This is a genomic window from Paraburkholderia hospita (assembly GCF_002902965.1).
Lineage (GTDB): Bacteria > Pseudomonadota > Gammaproteobacteria > Burkholderiales > Burkholderiaceae > Paraburkholderia > Paraburkholderia hospita.
The window spans coordinates 175,966-196,260 of record NZ_CP026106.1 but is presented as its reverse complement, the minus strand read 5'-3'; the positions used below and the strand labels follow the sequence as shown (position 1 = coordinate 196,260).

Genomic DNA, 20,295 nt, shown 5'->3' with positions numbered 1-20,295 from the left:
CTCAATTTGCGATAGTACATAGATGCGGGTTTTCCCTTAGAAAGCAAACGCGGCTTTGGTGGAAGCGGATTGTTGGCTTATCTTTACTGAGCGGTCCCACAAGCAAACAAGGAGAAGCAACCATGAAGATCCGCAACGTCCTGAGGCTGCTCGCCCTCATCGGTTGCGTCACGCTGACGTCGAACGTGTACGCGCAAGCCAGCGATTCGATGTCGATGGCCTCCACGCCGGCGGCACCTTCGAAGAAGGCGACACCTGCAGACAAGAAGCTCGGCCGCGATGTGCGCAAGGCGTTGTCGAAGGCGCCGGGCTTCAACGTATCGAACGTCTTCGTAAAAGCGCGTGGCGGCGCGGTAGTGCTATCGGGCAGCGTCCCCGACGGATCGCAGATTCCGCAGGCAGGGGAAGTGGCCAAAGGCGTGCCCGGCGTCACGTCGGTCAGCAACAAGCTGACGTTGTACTCGCACGGAAACAACTAGACGGTTGCGACAGGCGAGACGGGGTAACGTCACGTTCGTTTGACTTGCCCCGTCGCTTCGAGAATCGCCTGCCTGATGCGCGGATAGGTGCCGCAGCGGCAAATGATGCCGTGCATCGCACAGTCTATGTCCTTCAAACTCGGCGTCGGATTGCGCTGTATGAGCGCGCTTGCGGCCATCAACTGCGCGCTCTGGCAATACCCGCATTGCACGACATCGACATGCGTCCACGCTTCTTTCAGCGCACGCGCTTGCGTCCCTTGAAGGCCTTCAATCGTCGTGATGCGGTTTGCGCCGATATCCGAGAGCTTTTCCTGACACGAGGTCTTCGCCTCTTTGCCGATGTGCACGGTGCACGCGCCGCATACGCCGACACCGCAGCCGAACTTCGTCCCCGTCATTTTCAGTTCGCAGCGCAATACCCAAAGCAGCGGTGTCGCGGGATCGGATTGCACCTCCACAGTCTTGCCGTTGATATTCAGCTTCAGCATGTTGCGCCCCCGGGATACAGCTTCATGTTCAGCGGCAACGCGTAGCTGCGCGTGCCCGTCAATGCGAACAACGCATTCGCGACGGCAGGTGCGACAGGCGGCACCGCGGACTCGCCGACGCCTTGCGGATGGTTTCTCGACGGCATGATCTCGACGGATATGTCGGGGCACTCGTCCATCCGCACCACGTCGAACTGGGTATACAGGCCCTCTACGACTGCGCCGTCGCAGAGCGTGATTTCTTCCTTGAACGCAGCGGAAAGCCCGAACACAATCGCGCCTTCCACCTGCTGACGGATCAGATTCGGATTCACCGGCAAGCCGCAATCGATCGCGCAATACACGCGATTGACCTTCACTGTGTTACCCGCTTCGAGCGACACATCCGCAACTTGCCCAACCACGCTGCCGAATGCTTCATGAAGCGCGACACCGCGCGCATGCTTGACGCCTTTGTCCGACCAGACGGCGGACGCTCGCCAGCCCGACATGCTCGCCACTTTCTGCAACACGGCGAGATGACGCGGATGCCGCCTCAACAGACTTGCGCGAAATGCAACGGGGTCCTTGTGCGCCAACGCAGCCAGTTCGTCGATAAAGCTTTCGATAAAGAACGCCTGATGCGAATGCCCAACCGAGCGAAAAAAGCCGACGGGCATCGGCAATTCGATTACGCGTTGCCCGATCCACACATTCGGCATTTCATAAGGCTGATCGAACGCGCCTTCAGAAACGGTCTTGTCCAGGTTGAGGCCGAGATCGGGAATGCGGTAGTTGCGGGCCAGCCACTTCGCGACGACCGACTGGCTCACCGACGTGTTATGCCACGCAATCAACTGTCCCTGTGCATCGAGTCCCGCCCTGAAGCGCGACAGACACGCGGGACGATAGAAGTCGTGTTGCATGTCCTCCTGACGCGTCCAGAGCGTTTGCACAGGGCGCCCGTCCGCTTCGCGCGCGATCGCGACCGACTGCGCGATGAAGTCGACTTCGAGCCTGCGTCCAAACGCACCGCCCGGCATCTGCTGCTGCAGATCGACATCGTCCGTGCCGATGCCGAGCACCCGCGCGACATGCATGCGCGCGACAGCGGGAACCTGCGTCGCCGCCCATACCGTCGCCTTGCCGTCTTTCACTTGCGCCGTGCAATTGACGGGTTCGAGCGGCGCATGCGCGAGATAAGGCGCGCGATACGTTGCCTTCCACGTATGCGCGGCATGGCTCAGTGCGTCTTCTACGTCACCGTGGCGATACCATGCGTGGCCTTCGCTCTCGTCGAGCGCCTGCACGAGGCGCCGGTCGACCTCTGCGTTGGTCAGCCCTTTGGTTGGCCCATCGTTCCAGTGGATCGTCAGCACGTCGAGCGCGTTCATCGCGATGAACAGGTTGTCCGCGATCACCGCAACGCCGCCCGTTCCGCCGTTGTACGCATCGACGGCCAGGACCTTGCGCACGCCAGGCAACACCGCTGCCGCCTTGCCGTCGAAATCCCGAACCGTGCCGCCCAGCGTCGGACACATCTTGATGCTTGCGTAGAGCAAGCCATCGGGCACGACGTCGATGCCGAAGATCGCGCTGCCGTCCATCTTCGAAGCGGCTTCGATGCGCGTCAACGGCTTGCCGATCAGTTGAAACGTGGCGGGATCTTTCAGCACGGGATTGCGCGGCAGCGACTGGCGCGCGGCCTCCATCGCGAGTTGCCCGAACGACGCGCGATGTCCCGCTTCGTGCACCACGATGCCTTTTTCGATGCGGCAATCGGCGGCTTTCACGCTCCAGCGTTCGGCTGCCGCTGCGATCAACATGGTCCGCGCGCACGCGCCTGCTTCGCGCATCGGTTGCCAGAGGTCGTTGATGGTCGACGAACCGCCCGTCATCACGGTGCCGAAATCGCGCGCCAGCTTGCGCGTGAGCCATACCGCGAGTTCCTTGACGACGCTGTCGTCGTCGGGACGAAACGGCAGATCGCCGATCACGCTTTCGACGTTGTTATAGATCTGGTCGAGCGGCGCATTGGCGACGCGGATGTCCGCCCAGTTCGCATCCAGTTCTTCCGCGACGAGCATCGCGAGTCCCGTATGCACGCCCTGCCCCATCTCCGTCCTGCACATGAGGACCGTAATGGTGTTGTCGGCGGCGATCTTCACGTAGCCATTGAGCGCCGCTTCGCCGGGACGCACCGGCAACGGTTCGGACGCGACGAGCCGCTGACGCGGCGGCAGCGCCGACCATCCGACCACCAGCGCGCCGGCTAAGCCCACGCCGCCCAGCAGGAAGGTTCGACGCTTCAGCATGGCATCTCTCAGAGGAATCCAGCATGGACACCAGTAAAACGCACCAGCCGCGGCTCAACTGAAATTGCGCATTCGAATACCAGCGTTACGTCGCTTCATGAGTCCGCGTTTGCCCGGTTCGACAAGCGTCAGTCGATCCCGTCAAAGTTCATATTAGTGCGCGTTGTGAATTTCGCCGCATTGAATGAGCGGGAACGACGGGCTGAAAAGATTGCGAAGAAGCGGCAATTCGCGCATTTCAGGCAGGCGTAACACGGTCGCAAAGCACGTGCGAAGCGCAATAAGCGCATGCCGTCAAAAGTCATTTAAAGCGTGCTGCGACAAGGCTTTAGCGTGTGTCAACGCGTATGCTGCGCTGCAATTCCAGCGCAGTGGCATATCACTTGCATCAATGATCGCCACAAGCGCTGTGTACGACGACCGCCTGGTCTCGGCAGTCGCACAGGGAGAAAGAGATGCCTTATCTGATTGGTTGGTTACTAGGTGTGCCGCTTATCGTCCTTGTGATTCTGTATCTGATTTTCCACTAAGGACGCACAGCCATTGCGGTCATTGCGACCGCATCTTTTCAGCAGAACCGCGGGCGTGCCTGCGGTTCAATGCAAGGGCGGCGACTGCGCATTGATTGACGCACAGTCGCCGCGCTGCTTTCTACCCTTTCTACTATCAGGTTCCGCCAGCCTGCTTTTTCAACGCGCCGAGAATGCGTTTTTCGAGCGCGGCATAGTCGTGTCCGAAATGATGATCACCGGAAGTGCGGATGACTTCGACACCCGTCTTCGTGAGCGTCGGGCACAGCGTATCTTCCTCATGCTCGCCGTAAAAGCACTGCACGATCTTCGGCGGCAGGCGCGCGAACTCGGGCTGCACCTGCAGCGCCTTGTCGCTTGCAGGCATGCCGAGCCAGCCCGTCACGCGAATCTGGAAGTCCGCCGAGGGCGCGAAGCCGAGCAGTGAAATCAGCGAGACCTTGGCGCGCACCGCATCGGGCAAGCGGTTGTACGCGAACGGCATCACGTCGGCGCCGAATGAATAGCCAATCAGCGCGACATGATCCGCATGCCAGCGCGTCGTATAGGTTTTCAGCACGCGCGCGAGGTCGTTGCTCGTCTGCTGCGGCGAGCGCTCCGACCAGAAGTAACGCAGGCTGTCCCAGCCGATCACGGACACGCCATCCTTCTGCAGTTCCTCGGCGATCGTCTTGTCGAGATCACGCCAGCCGCCGTCGCCGGAAATCACGATTGCCATCATGCCCGTCGGATGCGCGGCGGGCAGTTCGATCAACGGCAGGTCCGAGACGTCCTCTTCTTTCATCGCGGCGACGCGCAGATGCGGCGTCGTCAGCTCGACGATGCGCTGCGTGCCAGCCGACGCGTTCGCGTCCGTTTCGGCAAAACCCGGCAGACCGGGACCGTGCGTCACGGTCGGGTCCGGCGCGCACGGATTGAAACGCTTGTCGAGATCGCGCTGCGCGGCAACGGATACTGCGCCCGCCACTGTGTTTTCAGGCGCCTGCTTGAGCACTTGCATCGCGAGCGTCGCGCCCTGGCCCGAGCCGGCGACGATCGGCATGAAGTAGCGGTTCGACTGCACCTGCCTTTCGAGTTGATGGCTCACGGCTTCGGCATCGCCCACCAGCTGATGACACGCTTCTTTCTTCGCAGCGAGATTCGCCGCGTACTTCGCGGTATCGACACCCACCACCATCGCGCCGTTTTTCGCGAGCGCGTCGGCAGCCTGCTGGTCTGCCGGGTTCCAGCCGCTCTCGCGCGAGAACAGCACGACGAAGCCGCGCACGTCGCCTGTGGGCTTGGTCACCGTGACCTGGCCGTATCGGCCGCCGGACACGGTCTCATAGGCGTGGGCCGTCGGCACCACGCCTATGAGCGAGCACAACGAAACACTCGCCAGTGCGGCGAGCCGGTAAAACTTTTGCATGATCATGAACGCCGGCCCCCTGCCAGCAGCGAAAGGTCCGCGAGCGTGAAGAACACGCCGACAGAACCGGATGCAGCGAGATAGCGCGGTTCCCATTGAGGCTGGAATTTGCTCTTGAAAGCGCGCAATCCACGGAAGTTGTAGAAGCGGCCGCCGAAGCGCCACACGATATTCGCGAGCCGGTGCCAGCGCGACGCGAGCGGCGTCGGCGACATGCCCGAGAACGGCGCGATGCCGAGGCTGAGCGAGCGGAAGCCCGCGTGCTTCAGATGCAGCGCGAGCTGCGTGAACAGATACTCCATCGCATACGCCGAAGCCTGCGGCACGTGGCGCATCACGCCGACAGTGGCCTCGGTGTTGAGGTCCGTCGTCATGAACGTGACGAATGCAACGGGCTCGCCGTTCTGACGCACTAGCATCACCGATTGCGCGGCGAGATAGTCTTCCGTGAATGCAGCAACCGAGAAGCTCTTCTCACGCGCATCGCGGCTGTCGAGCCAGCCATCGGAAATCTCACGCAGCGTCGCGATCGATTCGGGCACGCGCGCCGGCTCGATCACTTCGACAGCGAAGCCATCGCGCTCGCCGCGCTTGAGCGCGTAGCGCAGATGCGCGCGGTGCGAGCCCTTCAGATCGAATTCGTCGAGCACGACATGCGCTTCCTCGCCGAGCTTCATCAGCGTGAGACCGGCGTCGAGATAGAGCGGCAGCGCATTCGCGCGCACCTGATAGAACGCCGCGCGGCCGCCGTGCGTATGCGCGAGCGCGACGAACTTGCTGATCAGCTCCGCCCATTCCGCGCGCGGACCAACGGGGTCATGCAGCGCGGCCCATGTACGGCCGTACTTCGCGTACATCAGGAACGCCTGGCGTGACTCGGAAAAGAGAAAGCTCTTGTCGCCCATCAGCGCGAGGCCCGCGTCGCTGCGCTCCTGCGCGCGGAAGATGCGCGCGGCGTCGTCGAGGTCCTGCTTCACAGGCTTCACGAAGCGGCCCGCAGCGGGTCGCAGCAATTGCCAGAACGCGAACGTCGCAGCGAACAGGCTCGCGGCGAGCGTCGCGCGCAATGCGCGGGGCGCGCGCTCGTCGAATGCGAATTGCCACCACAGGTCGCGCGTATAGGCCACGTCGCGGAACGCGAACAGCATCACCCACACGGCGAGCATCAGCACCATCGCCACCGAAACCAGCCAGCCCGCCGTGAAGGGCTCGGAGAACAGTGACGAGCGGCGATTGAAGCGCGAGCGCGTTGCGATCAGCAGCACGATCAGCGTCGTCAGGACGCCGGCTTCGACGAACGCGAGACCCTTGGTCAGCGACAGCGCAAGACTCACGACAGCGAGACCCAGCGTAAGCCACCATGCGGCATCGAGACGCCGCGACAGGCCGCGCGCGACGAACAGCAACGCTACGCCGACCACGCTGCACAGCATCTGCGAGCTTTCGAGCACCCACAGCGGCACGAGGTCGCGCAGGATCGCGATGCGTTGCCAGAACGCGGGCGTCGCGCTCGAAATCACCAGCATGCCGCCGACCACGAAGGTCACTAGGCTCAGGAACAGCGGCGCGAGCTGCGACACGGTGGCCGCGTGATGCAGCGGCAGGTGCTTCTTCAGCGCACGTCCTTCGAAGCCCGCCAGCAGGCCCGCGGACACGATCAGCGGCAAACCGAAATAGATCGCGCGGTACGCGAGCAGCGCCGCGACCATCGAATGCGTTTGTACGCTGCCGCCGAGCGCGAACACCATCGCCGCCTCGAACACGCCGACACCGCCCGGCGTGTGGCCGATCAGGCCCAGCAGCATCGCAGCCGAGTAGATCGCGATGAACGACACGAAGCCCACCTGCGCGTGCGGCAGCAGCGCCCACAGCGCGAGACCGGCCGCGACGACGTCGAGCACGGCCAGCAGCACCTGTTCGACGAAATCGCGGCGCGCGGGCACGTCGAACGACAGCCAGCTCCAGCGCGTGCGGATCTGGCGTGTCTGCTTGCCGCAGGCGAGCGTCAGCAGACCGAGCACGGTCAGAAGCGCCGCGCCGCCCCAGGCGAGCGCGCCCGTCGGGCTGTGCAGCATCGGCGCGAGCGTGCGCGCGTCGCACAGCATGCCGAGCGCGGTCATCAGAACGAGGGCCAGGGCGAGCGAAACGCTCGTGAACACGGTCATGCGGCCGATTTGCGCCGGCGTCACGTCGGCGACGGCATAGACGCGCGCGCGCACCGCGCCGCCCGTCAGCGCGCCGAAGCCGGTCGCGTTGCCGAGCGCCGAGCCCGCCGTCGCACCGATCCACAGCGCCGCGCGCGGCACGGCCTTGCCGATGTACCGCAGCCCGACGGCATCGCGCCCGACGAGGGCGATATAGCTGAGGATCGTCGCGCCGAGCGCGGCCGACCATTCGCCCGCCGTCAGATGCCGCAGATGGCGGATCACCGAGCGGTAATCGACGGCCTGCGACAGGTGCTGCAGCACGATCAGAAGCAGCACGCAGACGCCGAGCGACAACGCAGGCGACAGCACGCGCCGGCTGCCGGCCACGGCGCACGCTCGCTGAAGCAGCGCGGCGGCGCGGCTGAAAAAAGAACGGGGAAGGTCAGACATGGATGAACCCGGGTAATGCCTGATGCAGTAGCAATGGTCTCGTTGCTATGGCATCGAATGAGGTTGGATTTCGGAGCGCGCTGGACGGGCGTTACAGCCGTCCTGATCTCGCCTTTTCAACTCTTTACAAATGGACAACGGCAATTTGTCCAAAAGGTTGACACCGGGAGCAACCCGAAGGCGATTATTTACAGTTTTCGCTTAAGAAATCCTGATGTGGCCGATGATCGATCGGAAATTGAGTTGAATCTTCCTGTGGGCCCAGCGCGGCGCGGCGCGCGCGCGTGACTCCGCGCCGCACGGCCGCGGGCCGCATGGACACTCGCTTTAGAGCCGGCGCGTTTGCGGCGGATGTACCGGTTGGTACAAACCCTGACGGCATTCGTCTCACATTCCAGCTATCCAAGCCCGGACGCACGATACCAGATTTGACCTTGCGTTTAGCTTTATCGAAGATTCATCTGCCTTTCGTCACCCTACGGTTCGCGAACGGCCGCGTGGTGTAAACCGGCTGTTTCGCTTCATATTGGGCGAGCGGGCCGCCTTCGATATGACGTGTGCAATCCGACTCATCCGCGCGCGTTGGTTGGCAGTGAACCAACATAGTCCAGTGGCCTTTTCCCGCGCTTCCTTGCGCCGCAAGCGTCAGACGAATTGGCATGTTCGATGCGTTGTGACAGGTTTGCCAATCGCAGCGCGCCGCAAGGAGTTCCGCATGAAGCCCCTCGACACCCCGTTCGCCTCGTTGCTCTGGGCGGTCCGGTTCCTGTGCCGTCACGTGTTGTATCTCGGCATCGTGGTGCCGCTGATCCTCGTTGCCGCGTTTTATCTCGGGCCGCGCATCGTCGCGCTGTGCGGCGTGTGGTTCGATCCGCTGACGCTCGTCCAGCCGATCGAGGTCTCCGACGATTTCAGGCGACAGGGCTACACCGATCAGACCTTGCAGCACCTGCTCGTCGATACGCTCAGCGACGTGCGCAAGGAAGCCGAATCCGTCACGCCCGCCAGCGACACCGAAAACGTGCTCGCCGAGTTCAAGCTGCCCGACTTCACGGTCCCCGGTACGGGGCTGTCGGTTCGTCCGCTGATCGAATTTGCGCGCACGCTGCTCAAACGCGATTCGTCCGTATATGGCAGCGTCGTCGGCTCGCCGTCGTCGTTTGCGGTGATGCTGACGCTGCGCGACCCCGATGGCCGCACCGTCGCGCTCGGCAACGACGTGCCGCCCGACACGGGCGCGAAGCCCAACGTGACCAACGAATCACTGGCCATGCGGCATGCGCTGCGTCAGGCCGCCACGACGATCCTCCAGCATCAAAGCCCGCTGTTGCACGCGTCGTATCTGACGCAGATGGAGCAGAAGCGCTGCCTGCAAGGCAATGCGCCGTGCCAGTTCGACGACGTGCGCGAGCGCTTCGCGCAGATCGCGGCGGGCTCGGGCCGGGACGCATCGGGTGCGTCGAGGGAAGAGGCGGCGTGGGCCATGCTCGCGCTGTCGAAGCTCGACACCTATGCGCGCGACTACGAAGGCTCGATCCGTCACGCGCGCAGCATCGTCGACATGAGCGAAGAACTGCATTCATGGAAGCGCGTGCGTCCGTGGGCGTATTACAACTGGGGCGTCGCCCTGATGGACATGGGTTGCTACCAGCAGGCCGCCGACGTGCTCAGGCGCGCGGTCGAACTGCACAAGGACTACGCGCCCGCTCATAACGCGCTGGGCCGCGCATGGCTCGCGCTCGCGCAAAGGCCGACGCTCGCGGGCGCAGCGTCGCAAGGACATGGCGACTATCGCGCGGCCGCCGTGCGCGAACTGAGGCTTGCGATCGAGAAAAATCCCGGCTATCAGGAAGCGTATGTGAATCTCGGCGATGCACTGCGGCTGCCGTCGATGAAAACGGGCGTCGTGCCAGCGGCAACGCTCGACGAAGCGCGCGACGCGTACCGCACCGCCGTTGCGCTGAACATCGACGATGCGGGCCGCGCGTATGAGCGGCTTACGACGCTGCACGACAGCGTGTTCGTGAAGGTCGCGGCGCGCATCACGCGCAGCCGTGCGCAGTGCGCGACGGGCATGGCGCGCTCGCTGCTCGAATCGTGGGGATGCAGCGACGCGCAGATCGAAGCAGACGCGAGCAAGGACGCGCGCGATATGCAGCCTGCCGCGATGCACGCCACGGCCAATACTCAAACGTGCAGCAAGCCCGAACTGACGCTGCCCGCCAAAGGCATGACCAGCAACATGAATAGAGCCAATGGCATGATCGAAGTCAAGAACATCGACGAGACGCCGAAGCCGCGCGATGCCGATTCGAGTCGCAGTGCCATCGGGCAGCAGCAACGCGGTTGAACGCGCGGCTACGTTAGCGAAAGAAAGGCCCCGGTCGCATTTGCAAGCCGGGGCCTTCTGTTCTCAACGCGCAGTACTCAGTGCGCGCCCGCTGCCGCTGCGCCACCGCCGCCGCCCTTGCGCGGCTTCGTCAGCCAGATCAGCGGAATGATCACGATGAAGATCATCGCCGACAACCAGAAGATGTCGTTCAAGCCGAGCATCGCCGCCTGCGCATTGAGCGATTGCTCGAAAAACGCTCTGGCCTGATCCATGCTGCCGCCGAGCGTCGCATGAATACTGGTGAGCGCGTTCGTGTAGCCGGGGTTGTTCACGCTCGACTGTTCCGCGAGTTGCGAGTGATGCAGGATCGTCCGGTTGTTCCAGCCCGTCGAGATCAGCGACGTGCCCACGCCACCGGCGAAGATCCGCACGAAGTTCGACAGGCCGGCGGCCGCGGGAATCTTGTCGGGTGACAGCCCCGACAAGATGATCGCGGTAAGCGGCGTAAAAAAGAGCGCCATGGGAATGCCTTGCAGCAGCGTCGGCATCACCAGGGTATAGGGGTCGACGCCCGTCGTGTACTGCGAGCGCATGAAGAACACGCCTGCAAAGCCGAGGAAGGCCACCGTCGCGAGTACCCGTGCATCGGACTTCGGCATGATCTTCGCCATCACGGGCGCGAGCAGCACGGCGAAGATGCCAAGCGGCGCGGTCACGAGGCCCGCGTCCACCGAACGATAGCCGAGATAGCCCTGAATCCACTGCGGCAAAATCACGAGGTTCGCGAAGAACACGCCATACGCCACCGAAATCGCAATCGTTCCGCCACGGAAATTCTGCCCCGCGAAGAGCCGCAGATCGACGATCGGGTTCTTTTCCGTGAATTCCCAGATCAGGAAAAAGATAAAGCTGACGGCCGCGACGGCCGTGAGCGTGCAGATCACGGGCGAGTTGAACCAGTCGAGATCCTTGCCCTTGTCGAGCATGATCTGCAGCGATGCGACCCAGACGATCAGCGACAACAGGCCGACCTTGTCGATGGGTAACTTGCGCGTCAGCGATTCGCGGTCGCGATAGAGCATCCAGGTCACGCCCGCAGCGAACATACCGACGGGAATGTTGATATAGAAGATCCATGACCAACTGTAGCTGTCAGTGATCCAGCCGCCGAGCGCGGGGCCCGCAATCGGGCCGACGGTCGCCGTCATCGCCCACAGCGACAATGCCGTCGAGCTTTTCTCCTTCGGATACGATGCGAGCAGAATGGCCTGCGACAGTGGCGTCAACGGTCCCGCCACGAGGCCCTGCAAGATACGCGCGGCCAGCAGCACGACCAGGTTCGGCGCGATGCCGCACAGCCACGACGAGAACACGAACAGCAGGATCGAGATCACGAACAGCTTGATCTGGCCGACGCGCTGCGTGAGCCAGCCCGTCAGCGGAATGGCGATGGCATTGGCCGCCGAAAACAGCGTGATCACCCATGTGCCTTCATCGACGGAGACGCCGAGATTGCCGGAGATGGTGGGAATCGCAACGTTCGCGATGGACGAATCCAGCACGTTCATGAACGTCGCGAGCGCGACGGCAAGTGTCGCGAGGACCAGCTTGCCGCCTGTGAACGGGGCCGGTGCGGTTTGCATCGAGGGATTCATGGCGCTTTCTTTATCTGACCTGTCAGTTACTTGAACGAACGAGGACGCGCTTTGGCGTTGCGTCCTCCGGTGCGGCTTAGCCTGCGCGCTGCGTCGTGGCGCTCTTGTCGCCTGCTTCGCGCTTCGCGAGCGGCCGCGATGCATCATGCGTCGACACCATGTTCTGCGCGATGATCCTGTCGATCTCGGCATCGGCCTGTGCGCCGTATTGCGCGAACACATCCGTGCGATACGTCGTGTTCATCGCGGCGCCGAGTTGCGGACCCGCGTTGTCGCGCGTGTCGACATCGACGTCCATCGACAGCCCGATACGCAGCGGATGCGCTTCCAGCTCCTTCTGGTCCAGCTGAATGCGCGCGGGCAGGCGCTGCACGACCTTGATCCAGTTGCCCGTTGCGTTCTGCGCAGGCAGCGTCGCGAACGCGCTGCCCGTACCCGCCGAAAAGCCGACCACGCGGCCGTGATACTCGACCTTGCCGCCGTACACGTCAGCCGTCAGCGTGACAGGCTGGCCGATGCGCATGTTGCGCAGCTGGCTTTCCTTGTAGTTCGCGTCGACCCACACGCCGTCGAGCGGCACGACGGCCATCAACGGCGTACCCGGCGACACGCGCTGGCCGACCTGCACGGAACGCTTCGCGACATAGCCGGTGACGGGCGCGGGCAGCGTGTTGCGCGCATACGAAAGGTACGCGTCGCGCACCTTCGATGCCGCGGCCTGCACGTTCGGATGCTGGGCGATCGTCGTGTGGTCGGTCAATGCGCGGTTCGCTTCCGCCTGCTGACGCGCGGCGTCGAGCGCGGCCTGCGCGGCGTTCACGGCGTCGCGCGCATGCGCGATGTCTTCGGCCGATACCGCTCCTGTGCCCGCGACAGCCTGGCGGCGGCGCAGATCGTCCTGCGCACGCGCCAGGTCCGACTGCTTCTGCGCGACGTTCGCCGCGTAGAAATCGTTGTTCACATACAGGCTGCTCACTTGCCGCACGGTCTGTCCGAGCGCCGCCTCAGCGTTGCCGAGCGCGATACGCGCGTCGGCGTTGTCGAGCGTGACGACGGGGTCGCCTTCCTTCACGATCTGCGTGTCGTCGGCGTTCACGGCGATCACGGTGCCCGTCACCTGCGGCGTCAGTTGCACGAGATTGCCGCTGACGTACGCGTCGTCGGTGGTCTCGTGGTAGCGCGCATAGGTCATGTAGTACGCGCCGTAAGCCGCAGTCGACACGACGACGGCCACGCCCAGCAGCGAGAGCAGCAACTTGCGCTTGCGGGTGTTGGGTTCGTTCGCTTTGACAGCTTGCGCCGGTGCCGCAGTGGACTTCGCATCGGGCTTCGCATTCGGCGCTTGCGTCGTTTCGCGCTCCGGGGTGTTGATTTCGCTCATTTCTAGTTCTCCAGGCAATGCGATGAGGGGCCGCTCACTGCGCAGCGGCAGCAGACGTTTTGGTGGTAGAGGCGACGCGCGCGCTCTGATCGGCGTTCGACGTGTCGACGAAACCGCCGCCCAGCGCCGACGCGAGCGCGATCTGCTGGTCGCGGCGATCCATGCGCAGGTTGGCGACGGATTGATCGGCGGCGAGCGCGTTGACGTCGGCATTCAGTACGGTCAACTGGTTCGTGAGTCCCGCCTTGTATTGCACGAGCGCAAGCTGGTCGGCCTGGCGCGCGGCCGTCTGTGCGGTTTGCGCATCGACCAGCTGGCCGTCCGTCGAACGCACGCCGGCGAGTTGCGTGGCGACTTCGCTCAATGCGGTAACGAGCGTCTGGTTGTACGTTGCGACGGCGTAGTCGAAGTCCGCGTAACGGCCCTTCAGTTGCGCGCGCAGTTCGCCCGCGTCGAAGATGGGCAGATGGATCGCGGGACCCGCCGAGGCCGTGCGGCTCGCCGCCGTCAGGAAGCGTCCGAAGCCGAATGCGTCGAGCCCGATCGCGGCGCTCAGATTGATGTCGGGATAGAACTCGGCCTTCGCTTCCTTCACGTCATGCGTCATCGCATCGACGCGCCAGCGTGCAGCCACGATGTCCGGGCGGCGGCTCACGAGATCGGCGGGCAGGTTGTCGGGCAGATTCACGTCATCGCCGATACCCAAGGTCGGACGCGCGATTTGCAGGCCACGGTCCGGACCGGCGCCGAGCAGCGCGGCGATCTGATAGCGCGTGGTGAGAATCTGTCCGTCGAGCGCCTTCAGCGCGGCGCGGCTCGTCGCGAGATTCGCCTGCGCGGTCTTGCGTTCGACTTCCGTGTCGAGCCCCGTCGCGATACGGCCCGCCGTGATGCGGTCGATCTGCTCGCGCTGCGTGATTTCCTGTTGTGCGATATCGCGCAACACGTAAAGGCGTGCGAGCTGGTTGTACGTGCGCGCAATCGACGTCGTGAGCGTCAGCTTGACGACTTCCGCGTCGGCCTGGCTCGCCTGCAACTGCGAAATGGCCGCCTTCAGCGCTTCGCGGTTCTTGCCCCACAGGTCGAGATCGTACGAAGCGCTCAACAGGCCCTTGTTCTCCGTCTGCCACGAACCGCCCGTCGGAGGCGGCACCAGCGCCGTGCCCGAATACTGCTGGCGCGTGAGCGTGTAGCTGGCGTCGACGCGCGGCATCGTGCTCGCCTTCGCCGTTTCGCTATACGCTGCGGCCGCTGCGACGCGGGAACGTGCCTGGTCGAGCGTCGGGCTGCTCTTCAGAGCTTCGTCGATCAGCGCCTTCAGTTGCGCGTCGCCGAACTGGTCGGCCCAATCGGCGGCAGGCCAATGCCCCTGCCCGGCGGGGATGCTCTGCTGCGTCGCGTACTGCTGCGGCTCGGCCGTCTTTGCGTCGCTATGGATACCCGCGTAGTTCACGCATGCTGACAGTACCGCCGCGAACATCACGGAGACACCGACTTTCAGTGCCCCGGAAACGCGCCGCCCGGCGTTTAATTGATTGTTCATTGTCTGACCTATCAGATAATTGGGTAAAAAAATGTTCAATCGTTGAGGAACTTGCGAAGCAGACGGCGCAGTTCGTCGAATTCGTCTTTGGTGAAGCACTGAAGACGTTCGTTTAGCACATCGGGCGCGATCTCCGCGATGCGCAGCGCGATTTCGCGGCCCGCCTCGGTGAGTTCGAGATTCACGACGCGGCGGTCGTCCGAGCTGCGCGTGCGCGTCAGCATGCCGAGCGTTTCGAGCTTGTCGAGCGTGCGCGTCATCAGGCCCGTGTCGATGCCGAGATGGCGCGACAGCGTGGCCGGCGTCGTGTCGATACCGCGCAACAGCGACATGAAAATCCCGACATGGTGCGACCGTATGTTCAGGCCCTTCACTGCCTTATCCATTTGTCCGACAACGAGGTTGCGCGCCTTGGTGATCGCGAAACCGAGGTTGTCGGTCAAATGAAAATCTTCCTTCGAATAGTGCGACATCTCTGACTCCTCGCTATTTGCACGAACAATAATTGACAGGTCAGATATAGTCAACAGCACTACGACGAAACTCATTGTTTCATCAGATGCAGCAGTTCTTATCTTTCAATTGGATAATGCGGCGGACACGCGCCGCCCGAAGGCGGCGGGAAGGAGGCTCAGGCGCAAGCGGCGTTCAGTCGTTCAGTCACTCACGAACTTGCGCAGCAGGCGGCGCAGTTCATTCAGCTCGGCCTTGGTGAAGTCCTTCAGACGTGCATTGAGGACGTCGGGCGCGATTTCGGGAATCTGATCGGCGACCGCAATACCGGGTTTGGTCAGCGTCAGGTTGACGACGCGGCGGTCCTCGTCGTCGCGCGAGCGCACCACCAGCCCTTTCGCTTCGAGCTTGTCGAGCATGCGCGTCATCAGGCCGGTGTCGATGCCGAGCATTTTCGACAGCTCGAACGGCGTCGACGCGAGTTTCTGCCTGAGCATCAGCATGATGCCCATTTGCTGGCTGGAGATGTCGAGGTCCTTCAGCGCCGCGTCCATCTCCGTCGTGATCACGTTACGCGCCTTCACAAGCTGATAGCCGACGCTCTCCGTGAGCCTGAAATTGTCTTTGGTGTAGTGACGCACGCGAAGCCTCCTGAACGAACGGCAATCTGACTGACAAATCAGATACTACCAAATCAGTTCTCGGTGGCCCGGCAAATTGTGCGTTATTTCAGGCCAAGACGCCTCGCGAGCCGGTTTAGATTCGCGCGATCCATGCCGAGCGCGCGCGCGACGGCTGCCCAGTTGTGGTTGTTGCGTTCCAGCGCGTCGCTGACGAGCGTGCGCTCGTAGGCGGTGACGGTGCTGCGGAAATCGGTTGCGGCCGCGTCGTCTGCGCCCGTCGAAGCCGAAAGGGACGCAGCCGCTGGCAGCTCGCCGCCGTTATTCGCCGACATGCCGAGATCCGCCGCCGTCAGCGTAAGAATGCGTGGCCGCTCGCGATGACGCGACAGCGCCTTGAACGCGCTGCGGCCAATCATATGCTCGAGTTCGCGCACGTTGCCCGGCCAGTTATACGAAAGCAGCGCGGTTTGCGCGTCCTGGCCCAGCCGGATGCTGAGCAGCCCGAGCCGCGCCCGGTTCTCTTCGAGGAAGTAGCCCGCGAGCAGCAACACATCGCGCCCGCGCTCGCGCAACGCCGGCACGCGCAAGGGATACACGCTCAGCCGGTGATACAGATCCGCGCGAAAGCGCCCTGTGCGCACTTCTTCGGCGAGATCGCGATTGGTCGCGGCGATGAGCCGCACGTCCACCTTATGTTCGCTGTCCGAGCCGATACGCTGCAACTGGCCGTTCTGCAACACGCGCAGCAACTTGGCCTGCACGCCGACCGGCAACTCGCCGACCTCGTCGAGAAACAGCGTGCCGCCGTCGGCGAGTTCGAACTTGCCGCGCCGGTCCGACGACGCGCCCGAGAACGCGCCGCGCACATGCCCGAACAGCTCGCTTTCGACGAGCGTATCCGGCAGCGCCGCACAGTTCAGGCTGATCATCGGCTTGTTCGCGCGCGGCGAGCCGCTGTGAATCGCGTTCGCGACCAGTTCCTTGCCGACACCCGTTTCGCCCGTCACGAGCACGGTCAGCTCGCTGTTCGCGACCACGCGGATTTCGTTGACCAGTTGCTGATGCGCCGCGCTGCTGCCGATCAGTTCGCGGCTGCTTTGCCCGCTTGCCTGGCGGTACGCCTCGGCACGCTGACGCTCTTCCTCCGTGTTGCGTTCGAGCGTGTCGATGCGCTCCGCGACGCTCACCGTCGCCGCCGCAAGGCTCAGAAACGCCTGCAGCGTATTCATGTCGATGCTGTCGAAACGCTCGGGATCGAGCGAGTCGAGTGTCAGCAGGCCCCACGGCCTGCCGCCGATCAGCAGCGGACAGCCGAGACAGTCGTGCACTTCGAGATGGCCGCTCACGCCCTGCACAAGGCCGTCATAGGGATCGGGCAAATCGGAGTCGGCGGGAAAGCGCGTGGGCTCTTCGCTCGACAGCAGCGCTTCGAAACGCGGATGGTCGCTCACGCGAAAGCGGCGGCCGAGGGTGTCGCCCGACAGGCCGTCGATGGCGAGCGGCACGAGGGTGTCGTCATCGAGACGCAACAGGGCCGCTGCATCGCCGGGGAACAGCGTGCGCAGCGTCGTCAGAAGTCGGCGATAGCGCTCGCGCTCCGGCAGGTCGCGCGACAGGTCCTCGACCAGCGGAATCAGCGCGTCGAGCACCTCGGATGCAGTCAGTTTAACCTCTGATGAGGTCGTTTTAACCCTTGTCATATTCACGTCTGATGTTTCTAAGTCGCTGATTTTACGATTGTTTGAAGCTGGCCCGATAGATGCGTAAGAGATTACCCGAAGCCCGCCAAATTCGCGCGGGACCACCACTCACCCCAACTGCGAGGAATCAACTCATGCTGTCAGCCGAACATCGCGCAATCGTCAAGGCAACTGTTCCGCTGCTCGAAAGCGGCGGCGAAGCGCTCACCACGCACTTCTACAAGACCATGCTGGCGGAGTACCCGAGTGTGCGCCCGCTGTTCAACCAGGCGCACCAGCAATCGGGCGATCAGCCGCGCGCGCTCGCGAATGCCGTGCTGATGTACGCGCGTCATATCGATCAACTCGAACAACTCGGCGGACTGGTTTCGCAGATCGTCAACAAGCACGTCGCGCTGAACATCCTGCCCGAGCATTATCCGATCGTCGGCGCATGTCTGCTGCGCGCGATCCGCGAAGTGCTCGGAGCGGAAATCGCCACGGATGCTGTGATCGAAGCGTGGGGCGCCGCGTATCAGCAACTGGCCGACCTGCTGATCGGCCTCGAAGAGAATGTCTACGTCGAGAAGGAAACCGCGACGGGCGGCTGGCGCGGCACGCGTCCGTTCGTGGTGGCGCGCAAGGTCAAGGAAAGCGACGAGATCACGTCGTTCTATCTGCGTCCCGCCGACGGCGGCGAGCTGCTCGAATTCCACCCGGGCCAGTACATCGGCCTGAAGCTGATCGTCGATGGTGAAGAGATTCGCCGCAACTATTCATTGTCGGCTGCGGCAAACGGCCGCGAATATCGGATCAGCGTGAAGCGCGAGCCGAACGGCAAGGCGTCGAACTATCTGCACGATTCGGTGAATGAAGGCGCGACGCTGAACCTGCTCACACCGTCGGGCGACTTCACGCTGGCGCACAACGACAAGCCGCTGGTGCTGATCAGCGGTGGCGTCGGTATCACGCCGACGCTCGCGATGCTGAATGCCGCGCTGCAAACGTCGCGTCCCATTCACTTCATTCATGCCACACGTCACGGCGGCGTGCATGCGTTCCGCGACCATATCGACGAACTGGCGGCGCGTCATCCGCAGCTCAAGCGCTTCTATGTGTATGAGAAGCCGCGTCAGGACGACGACGCGCATCACGCGGAAGGTTATATCGACGAAGCTCGCCTGATCGAATGGCTGCCGGCCACGCGTGATGTGGATGTGTACTTCCTCGGACCCAAGTCGTTCATGCAGGCGGTGAAGCGCCATCTGAAGACGATTGGCGTGCCGGAAAAGCAGAGCCGTTACGAGTTCTTCGGTCCCGCTTCCGCGCTCGATTGATATAGCGTTTTTGTTGTAGTGGTTGTTGTTGTTGTCTGTTGAGGCTACCCTGGTAGTGCTTTGGAAGAGACGGTATTCCGCGTCTCTTCCTTTTTTATTTGCGCAAGCGCCTAACGATCGTCTTCGTGAATCGACGAAGGATGGCGGCACATCGCATCTACCGTCACTTCCATATACGGATAAAGCGGCAGCTGCATGAGGATCTCATTGAGTTGCGCGGGGCTTTCCACGTCGAACACGCTGAAATTCGCGTACAGGCCCGCAATGCGCCAAAGATGCCGCCAGATCCCTTCCTTTTGCAGACGCTGCGCCAGGGCCTTTTCTGTGGCCTTCAATTCGTTGGCGCGCTCGACAGGCATATCGGGCGGCAGCTTAACGACCATCTTCACGTGAAATAGCATTCGTGGACTCCCTGTAGATTCTTTGCAGTTGCGCGGCTTTCACTGGATGCCGCGCTTTCAAACAATGCGGCCACCTCGAACGGCGGCCACATTCATACACTTTCAGCGATACCGCTGATATCAGGCGCGGACGCGTTCCACTTCGCTCGTCGGCACGTTGTTGCGTTCCTCGACGAGGCTGAAGTCGAAGTCGATCAACGCAAACTGGCCGTCGATGCCATAAGGCTTGCCCGTTGCGCCCTCTTCCTTCTTGACGGCGGGCACGAGACCTTCGCGAGTCGCGAACGCGAAGTCATCCCACAGATACGGATCGCCTTCGATGTTGATCTGTGTGGTCAGCTTGCGATAACCGGGCGCCGAGACGAAGAAGTGGATATGCGCCGGGCGATGACCGTGACGGCCAAGCAGATCGAGCAGTTGTTGCGTCTTGCCTTGCGGCGGCACGCTATAGCCGATCGGCACCACGCTGCGGAAGCTGTACGTGCCGTTTTCGTCGGTACGGATCGAGCGGCGCAGGTTGAATTCGGCCTGCGATTTGTCGAAGTGCGAGTAGTTGCCCAGATGGTTCGCGTGCCACACTTCGACCAGCGCGCCGCGCACCGGCTCGCCGTTTTCAGCGAGAACACGGCCGCGCATCACCAGCGTTTCGCCCGGTTCGTTGCCATTGTCGAGCCGTGCATGGCCCGTCGATTCCGGCGCGCCCGCCACGTACAGCGGACCTTCGATCGTGCGCGGCGTGCCGCCCTGGAGGCCTGCCTTGGCTTCCGCTTCATCGAGACGCACGTCCAGGAAGTGCTCGAAGCCGAGACCCGCGGCCAGCAGACCCAGCTCACCGCTTTGGCCCGCTTCGCCGAGATAGTTCAGCGCTGACCAGAATTCGTTCGGCGTCACGTCGAGTTCGTCGATCGTGATGAACAGATCGCGGATGATCCGGTTGACCACCTGCTTCGTGCGGGCGTTGCCTTCGTGCGTGGCGCTTTCGTTGATCTTGTTCAACAGGGCGTCGATGGTTTTGATGTCCATGGGGATGTCTCCTTTTAGTCCGATCACTGATGACGATGCCAAATGTGCTTAGGGCGGTTCATGGTGCAG

At 62.9% G+C, this 20,295-nt stretch carries 15 protein-coding genes; 3 read left to right on the top strand and 12 right to left on the bottom strand.

From position 1 onward, the window contains the following. The first annotated feature begins 122 nt into the window (after positions 1 to 122). Positions 123 to 479: a BON domain-containing protein gene (locus tag C2L64_RS19170; protein WP_007586393.1), complete on the top strand. Its 357-nt coding sequence runs from the start codon at positions 123 to 125 to the stop codon at positions 477 to 479. Between the two features lie 29 nt (positions 480 to 508). Here C2L64_RS19170 and C2L64_RS19165 read toward each other — a convergent pair whose 3' ends face one another. From C2L64_RS19165 to mprF, 4 genes are all read right to left on the bottom strand, one after another. Further along, complete coding sequence (locus C2L64_RS19165; protein ID WP_007586391.1) at positions 509 to 970, bottom strand: (2Fe-2S)-binding protein; 462 nt, start codon at positions 968 to 970, stop codon at positions 509 to 511. Then, entirely contained in the window at positions 964 to 3,264 is a 2,301-nt protein-coding gene (locus tag C2L64_RS19160) for a xanthine dehydrogenase family protein molybdopterin-binding subunit (protein WP_007586390.1), read from the bottom strand. The genes C2L64_RS19165 and C2L64_RS19160 overlap by 7 nt, the downstream gene beginning before the upstream one ends. A gap of 666 nt (positions 3,265 to 3,930) precedes the next feature. After that, the gene (locus tag C2L64_RS19155) at positions 3,931 to 5,208 is read right to left on the bottom strand and encodes a virulence factor family protein (protein WP_007586389.1); all 1,278 of its coding nucleotides are present in this window, start codon (positions 5,206 to 5,208) and stop codon (positions 3,931 to 3,933) included. Then, positions 5,205 to 7,799: a bifunctional lysylphosphatidylglycerol flippase/synthetase MprF gene (gene mprF / locus C2L64_RS19150; protein WP_007586388.1), complete on the bottom strand. Its 2,595-nt coding sequence runs from the start codon at positions 7,797 to 7,799 to the stop codon at positions 5,205 to 5,207. Before mprF ends, C2L64_RS19155 begins: the two co-directional genes overlap by 4 nt. A 715-nt stretch (positions 7,800 to 8,514) precedes the next feature. On the opposite strand from mprF, the gene C2L64_RS19145 reads away from it, so the two are divergent. Further along, positions 8,515 to 10,149 (top strand): tetratricopeptide repeat protein, encoded by a 1,635-nt coding sequence (locus C2L64_RS19145; protein ID WP_007586387.1) that lies wholly within the window; start codon positions 8,515 to 8,517, stop codon positions 10,147 to 10,149. A 77-nt stretch (positions 10,150 to 10,226) separates the two neighbouring features. Here the strand turns inward: C2L64_RS19145 and C2L64_RS19140 are convergent, their stop codons facing one another. The 6 genes from C2L64_RS19140 to norR form a co-directional block, all read right to left on the bottom strand. Next, a complete protein-coding gene (locus C2L64_RS19140; protein WP_007586386.1) occupies positions 10,227 to 11,786 on the bottom strand; it encodes a DHA2 family efflux MFS transporter permease subunit in 1,560 nt (519 codons plus the stop codon). A 76-nt stretch (positions 11,787 to 11,862) separates the two neighbouring features. Further along, complete coding sequence (locus C2L64_RS19135) at positions 11,863 to 13,167, bottom strand: HlyD family secretion protein (RefSeq protein ID WP_007586382.1); 1,305 nt, start codon at positions 13,165 to 13,167, stop codon at positions 11,863 to 11,865. Between the two features lie 34 nt (positions 13,168 to 13,201). Next, the gene (locus tag C2L64_RS19130) at positions 13,202 to 14,710 is read right to left on the bottom strand and encodes an efflux transporter outer membrane subunit (protein ID WP_039901131.1); all 1,509 of its coding nucleotides are present in this window, start codon (positions 14,708 to 14,710) and stop codon (positions 13,202 to 13,204) included. Between the two features lie 35 nt (positions 14,711 to 14,745). Continuing rightward, positions 14,746 to 15,183 carry a MarR family winged helix-turn-helix transcriptional regulator gene (locus tag C2L64_RS19125; protein WP_007586378.1) on the bottom strand — a complete coding sequence of 146 codons (438 nt, stop codon included), beginning with the start codon at positions 15,181 to 15,183 and terminating at the stop codon, positions 14,746 to 14,748. Between the two features lie 183 nt (positions 15,184 to 15,366). Continuing rightward, positions 15,367 to 15,804, bottom strand: a complete 438-nt coding sequence (locus tag C2L64_RS19120; protein WP_007586376.1) for a MarR family winged helix-turn-helix transcriptional regulator — start codon at positions 15,802 to 15,804, stop codon at positions 15,367 to 15,369. 83 nt (positions 15,805 to 15,887) lie between these two features. Beyond that, complete coding sequence (gene norR / locus C2L64_RS19115) at positions 15,888 to 17,486, bottom strand: nitric oxide reductase transcriptional regulator NorR (protein WP_039901129.1); 1,599 nt, start codon at positions 17,484 to 17,486, stop codon at positions 15,888 to 15,890. 134 nt (positions 17,487 to 17,620) lie between these two features. On the opposite strand from norR, the gene hmpA reads away from it, so the two are divergent. Further along, entirely contained in the window at positions 17,621 to 18,802 is a 1,182-nt protein-coding gene (gene hmpA / locus C2L64_RS19110; protein WP_007586373.1) for an NO-inducible flavohemoprotein, read from the top strand. A 110-nt stretch (positions 18,803 to 18,912) separates the two neighbouring features. Here the strand turns inward: hmpA and catC are convergent, their stop codons facing one another. Together catC and catA are read right to left on the bottom strand one after the other, a co-directional pair. Then, complete coding sequence (gene catC, locus C2L64_RS19105) at positions 18,913 to 19,203, bottom strand: muconolactone Delta-isomerase (protein ID WP_007586367.1); 291 nt, start codon at positions 19,201 to 19,203, stop codon at positions 18,913 to 18,915. Positions 19,204 to 19,323: 120 nt separating this feature from the next. After that, the gene (gene catA / locus C2L64_RS19100) at positions 19,324 to 20,226 is read right to left on the bottom strand and encodes a catechol 1,2-dioxygenase (protein WP_007586364.1); all 903 of its coding nucleotides are present in this window, start codon (positions 20,224 to 20,226) and stop codon (positions 19,324 to 19,326) included. Positions 20,227 to 20,295 lie beyond the last annotated feature (69 nt).

What these genes read in the sequence shown, in the direction of transcription:
- C2L64_RS19135 (WP_007586382.1), bottom strand. Translation starts at nt 13,167, where the DNA reads ATGAGCGAAATCAACACCCCGGAGCGCGAAACGACGCAAGCGCCGAAT.
- norR (WP_039901129.1), bottom strand. Translation starts at nt 17,486, where the DNA reads ATGACAAGGGTTAAAACGACCTCATCAGAGGTTAAACTGACTGCATCC.
- mprF (WP_007586388.1), bottom strand. Translation starts at nt 7,799, where the DNA reads ATGTCTGACCTTCCCCGTTCTTTTTTCAGCCGCGCCGCCGCGCTGCTT.
- hmpA (WP_007586373.1), top strand. Translation starts at nt 17,621, where the DNA reads ATGCTGTCAGCCGAACATCGCGCAATCGTCAAGGCAACTGTTCCGCTG.
- C2L64_RS19140 (WP_007586386.1), bottom strand. Translation starts at nt 11,786, where the DNA reads ATGAATCCCTCGATGCAAACCGCACCGGCCCCGTTCACAGGCGGCAAG.
- catC (WP_007586367.1), bottom strand. Translation starts at nt 19,203, where the DNA reads ATGCTATTTCACGTGAAGATGGTCGTTAAGCTGCCGCCCGATATGCCT.
- C2L64_RS19160 (WP_007586390.1), bottom strand. Translation starts at nt 3,264, where the DNA reads ATGCTGAAGCGTCGAACCTTCCTGCTGGGCGGCGTGGGCTTAGCCGGC.
- catA (WP_007586364.1), bottom strand. Translation starts at nt 20,226, where the DNA reads ATGGACATCAAAACCATCGACGCCCTGTTGAACAAGATCAACGAAAGC.
- C2L64_RS19155 (WP_007586389.1), bottom strand. Translation starts at nt 5,208, where the DNA reads ATGATCATGCAAAAGTTTTACCGGCTCGCCGCACTGGCGAGTGTTTCG.
- C2L64_RS19170 (WP_007586393.1), top strand. Translation starts at nt 123, where the DNA reads ATGAAGATCCGCAACGTCCTGAGGCTGCTCGCCCTCATCGGTTGCGTC.
- C2L64_RS19130 (WP_039901131.1), bottom strand. Translation starts at nt 14,710, where the DNA reads ATGAACAATCAATTAAACGCCGGGCGGCGCGTTTCCGGGGCACTGAAA.
- C2L64_RS19165 (WP_007586391.1), bottom strand. Translation starts at nt 970, where the DNA reads ATGCTGAAGCTGAATATCAACGGCAAGACTGTGGAGGTGCAATCCGAT.
- C2L64_RS19125 (WP_007586378.1), bottom strand. Translation starts at nt 15,183, where the DNA reads ATGTCGCACTATTCGAAGGAAGATTTTCATTTGACCGACAACCTCGGT.
- C2L64_RS19145 (WP_007586387.1), top strand. Translation starts at nt 8,515, where the DNA reads ATGAAGCCCCTCGACACCCCGTTCGCCTCGTTGCTCTGGGCGGTCCGG.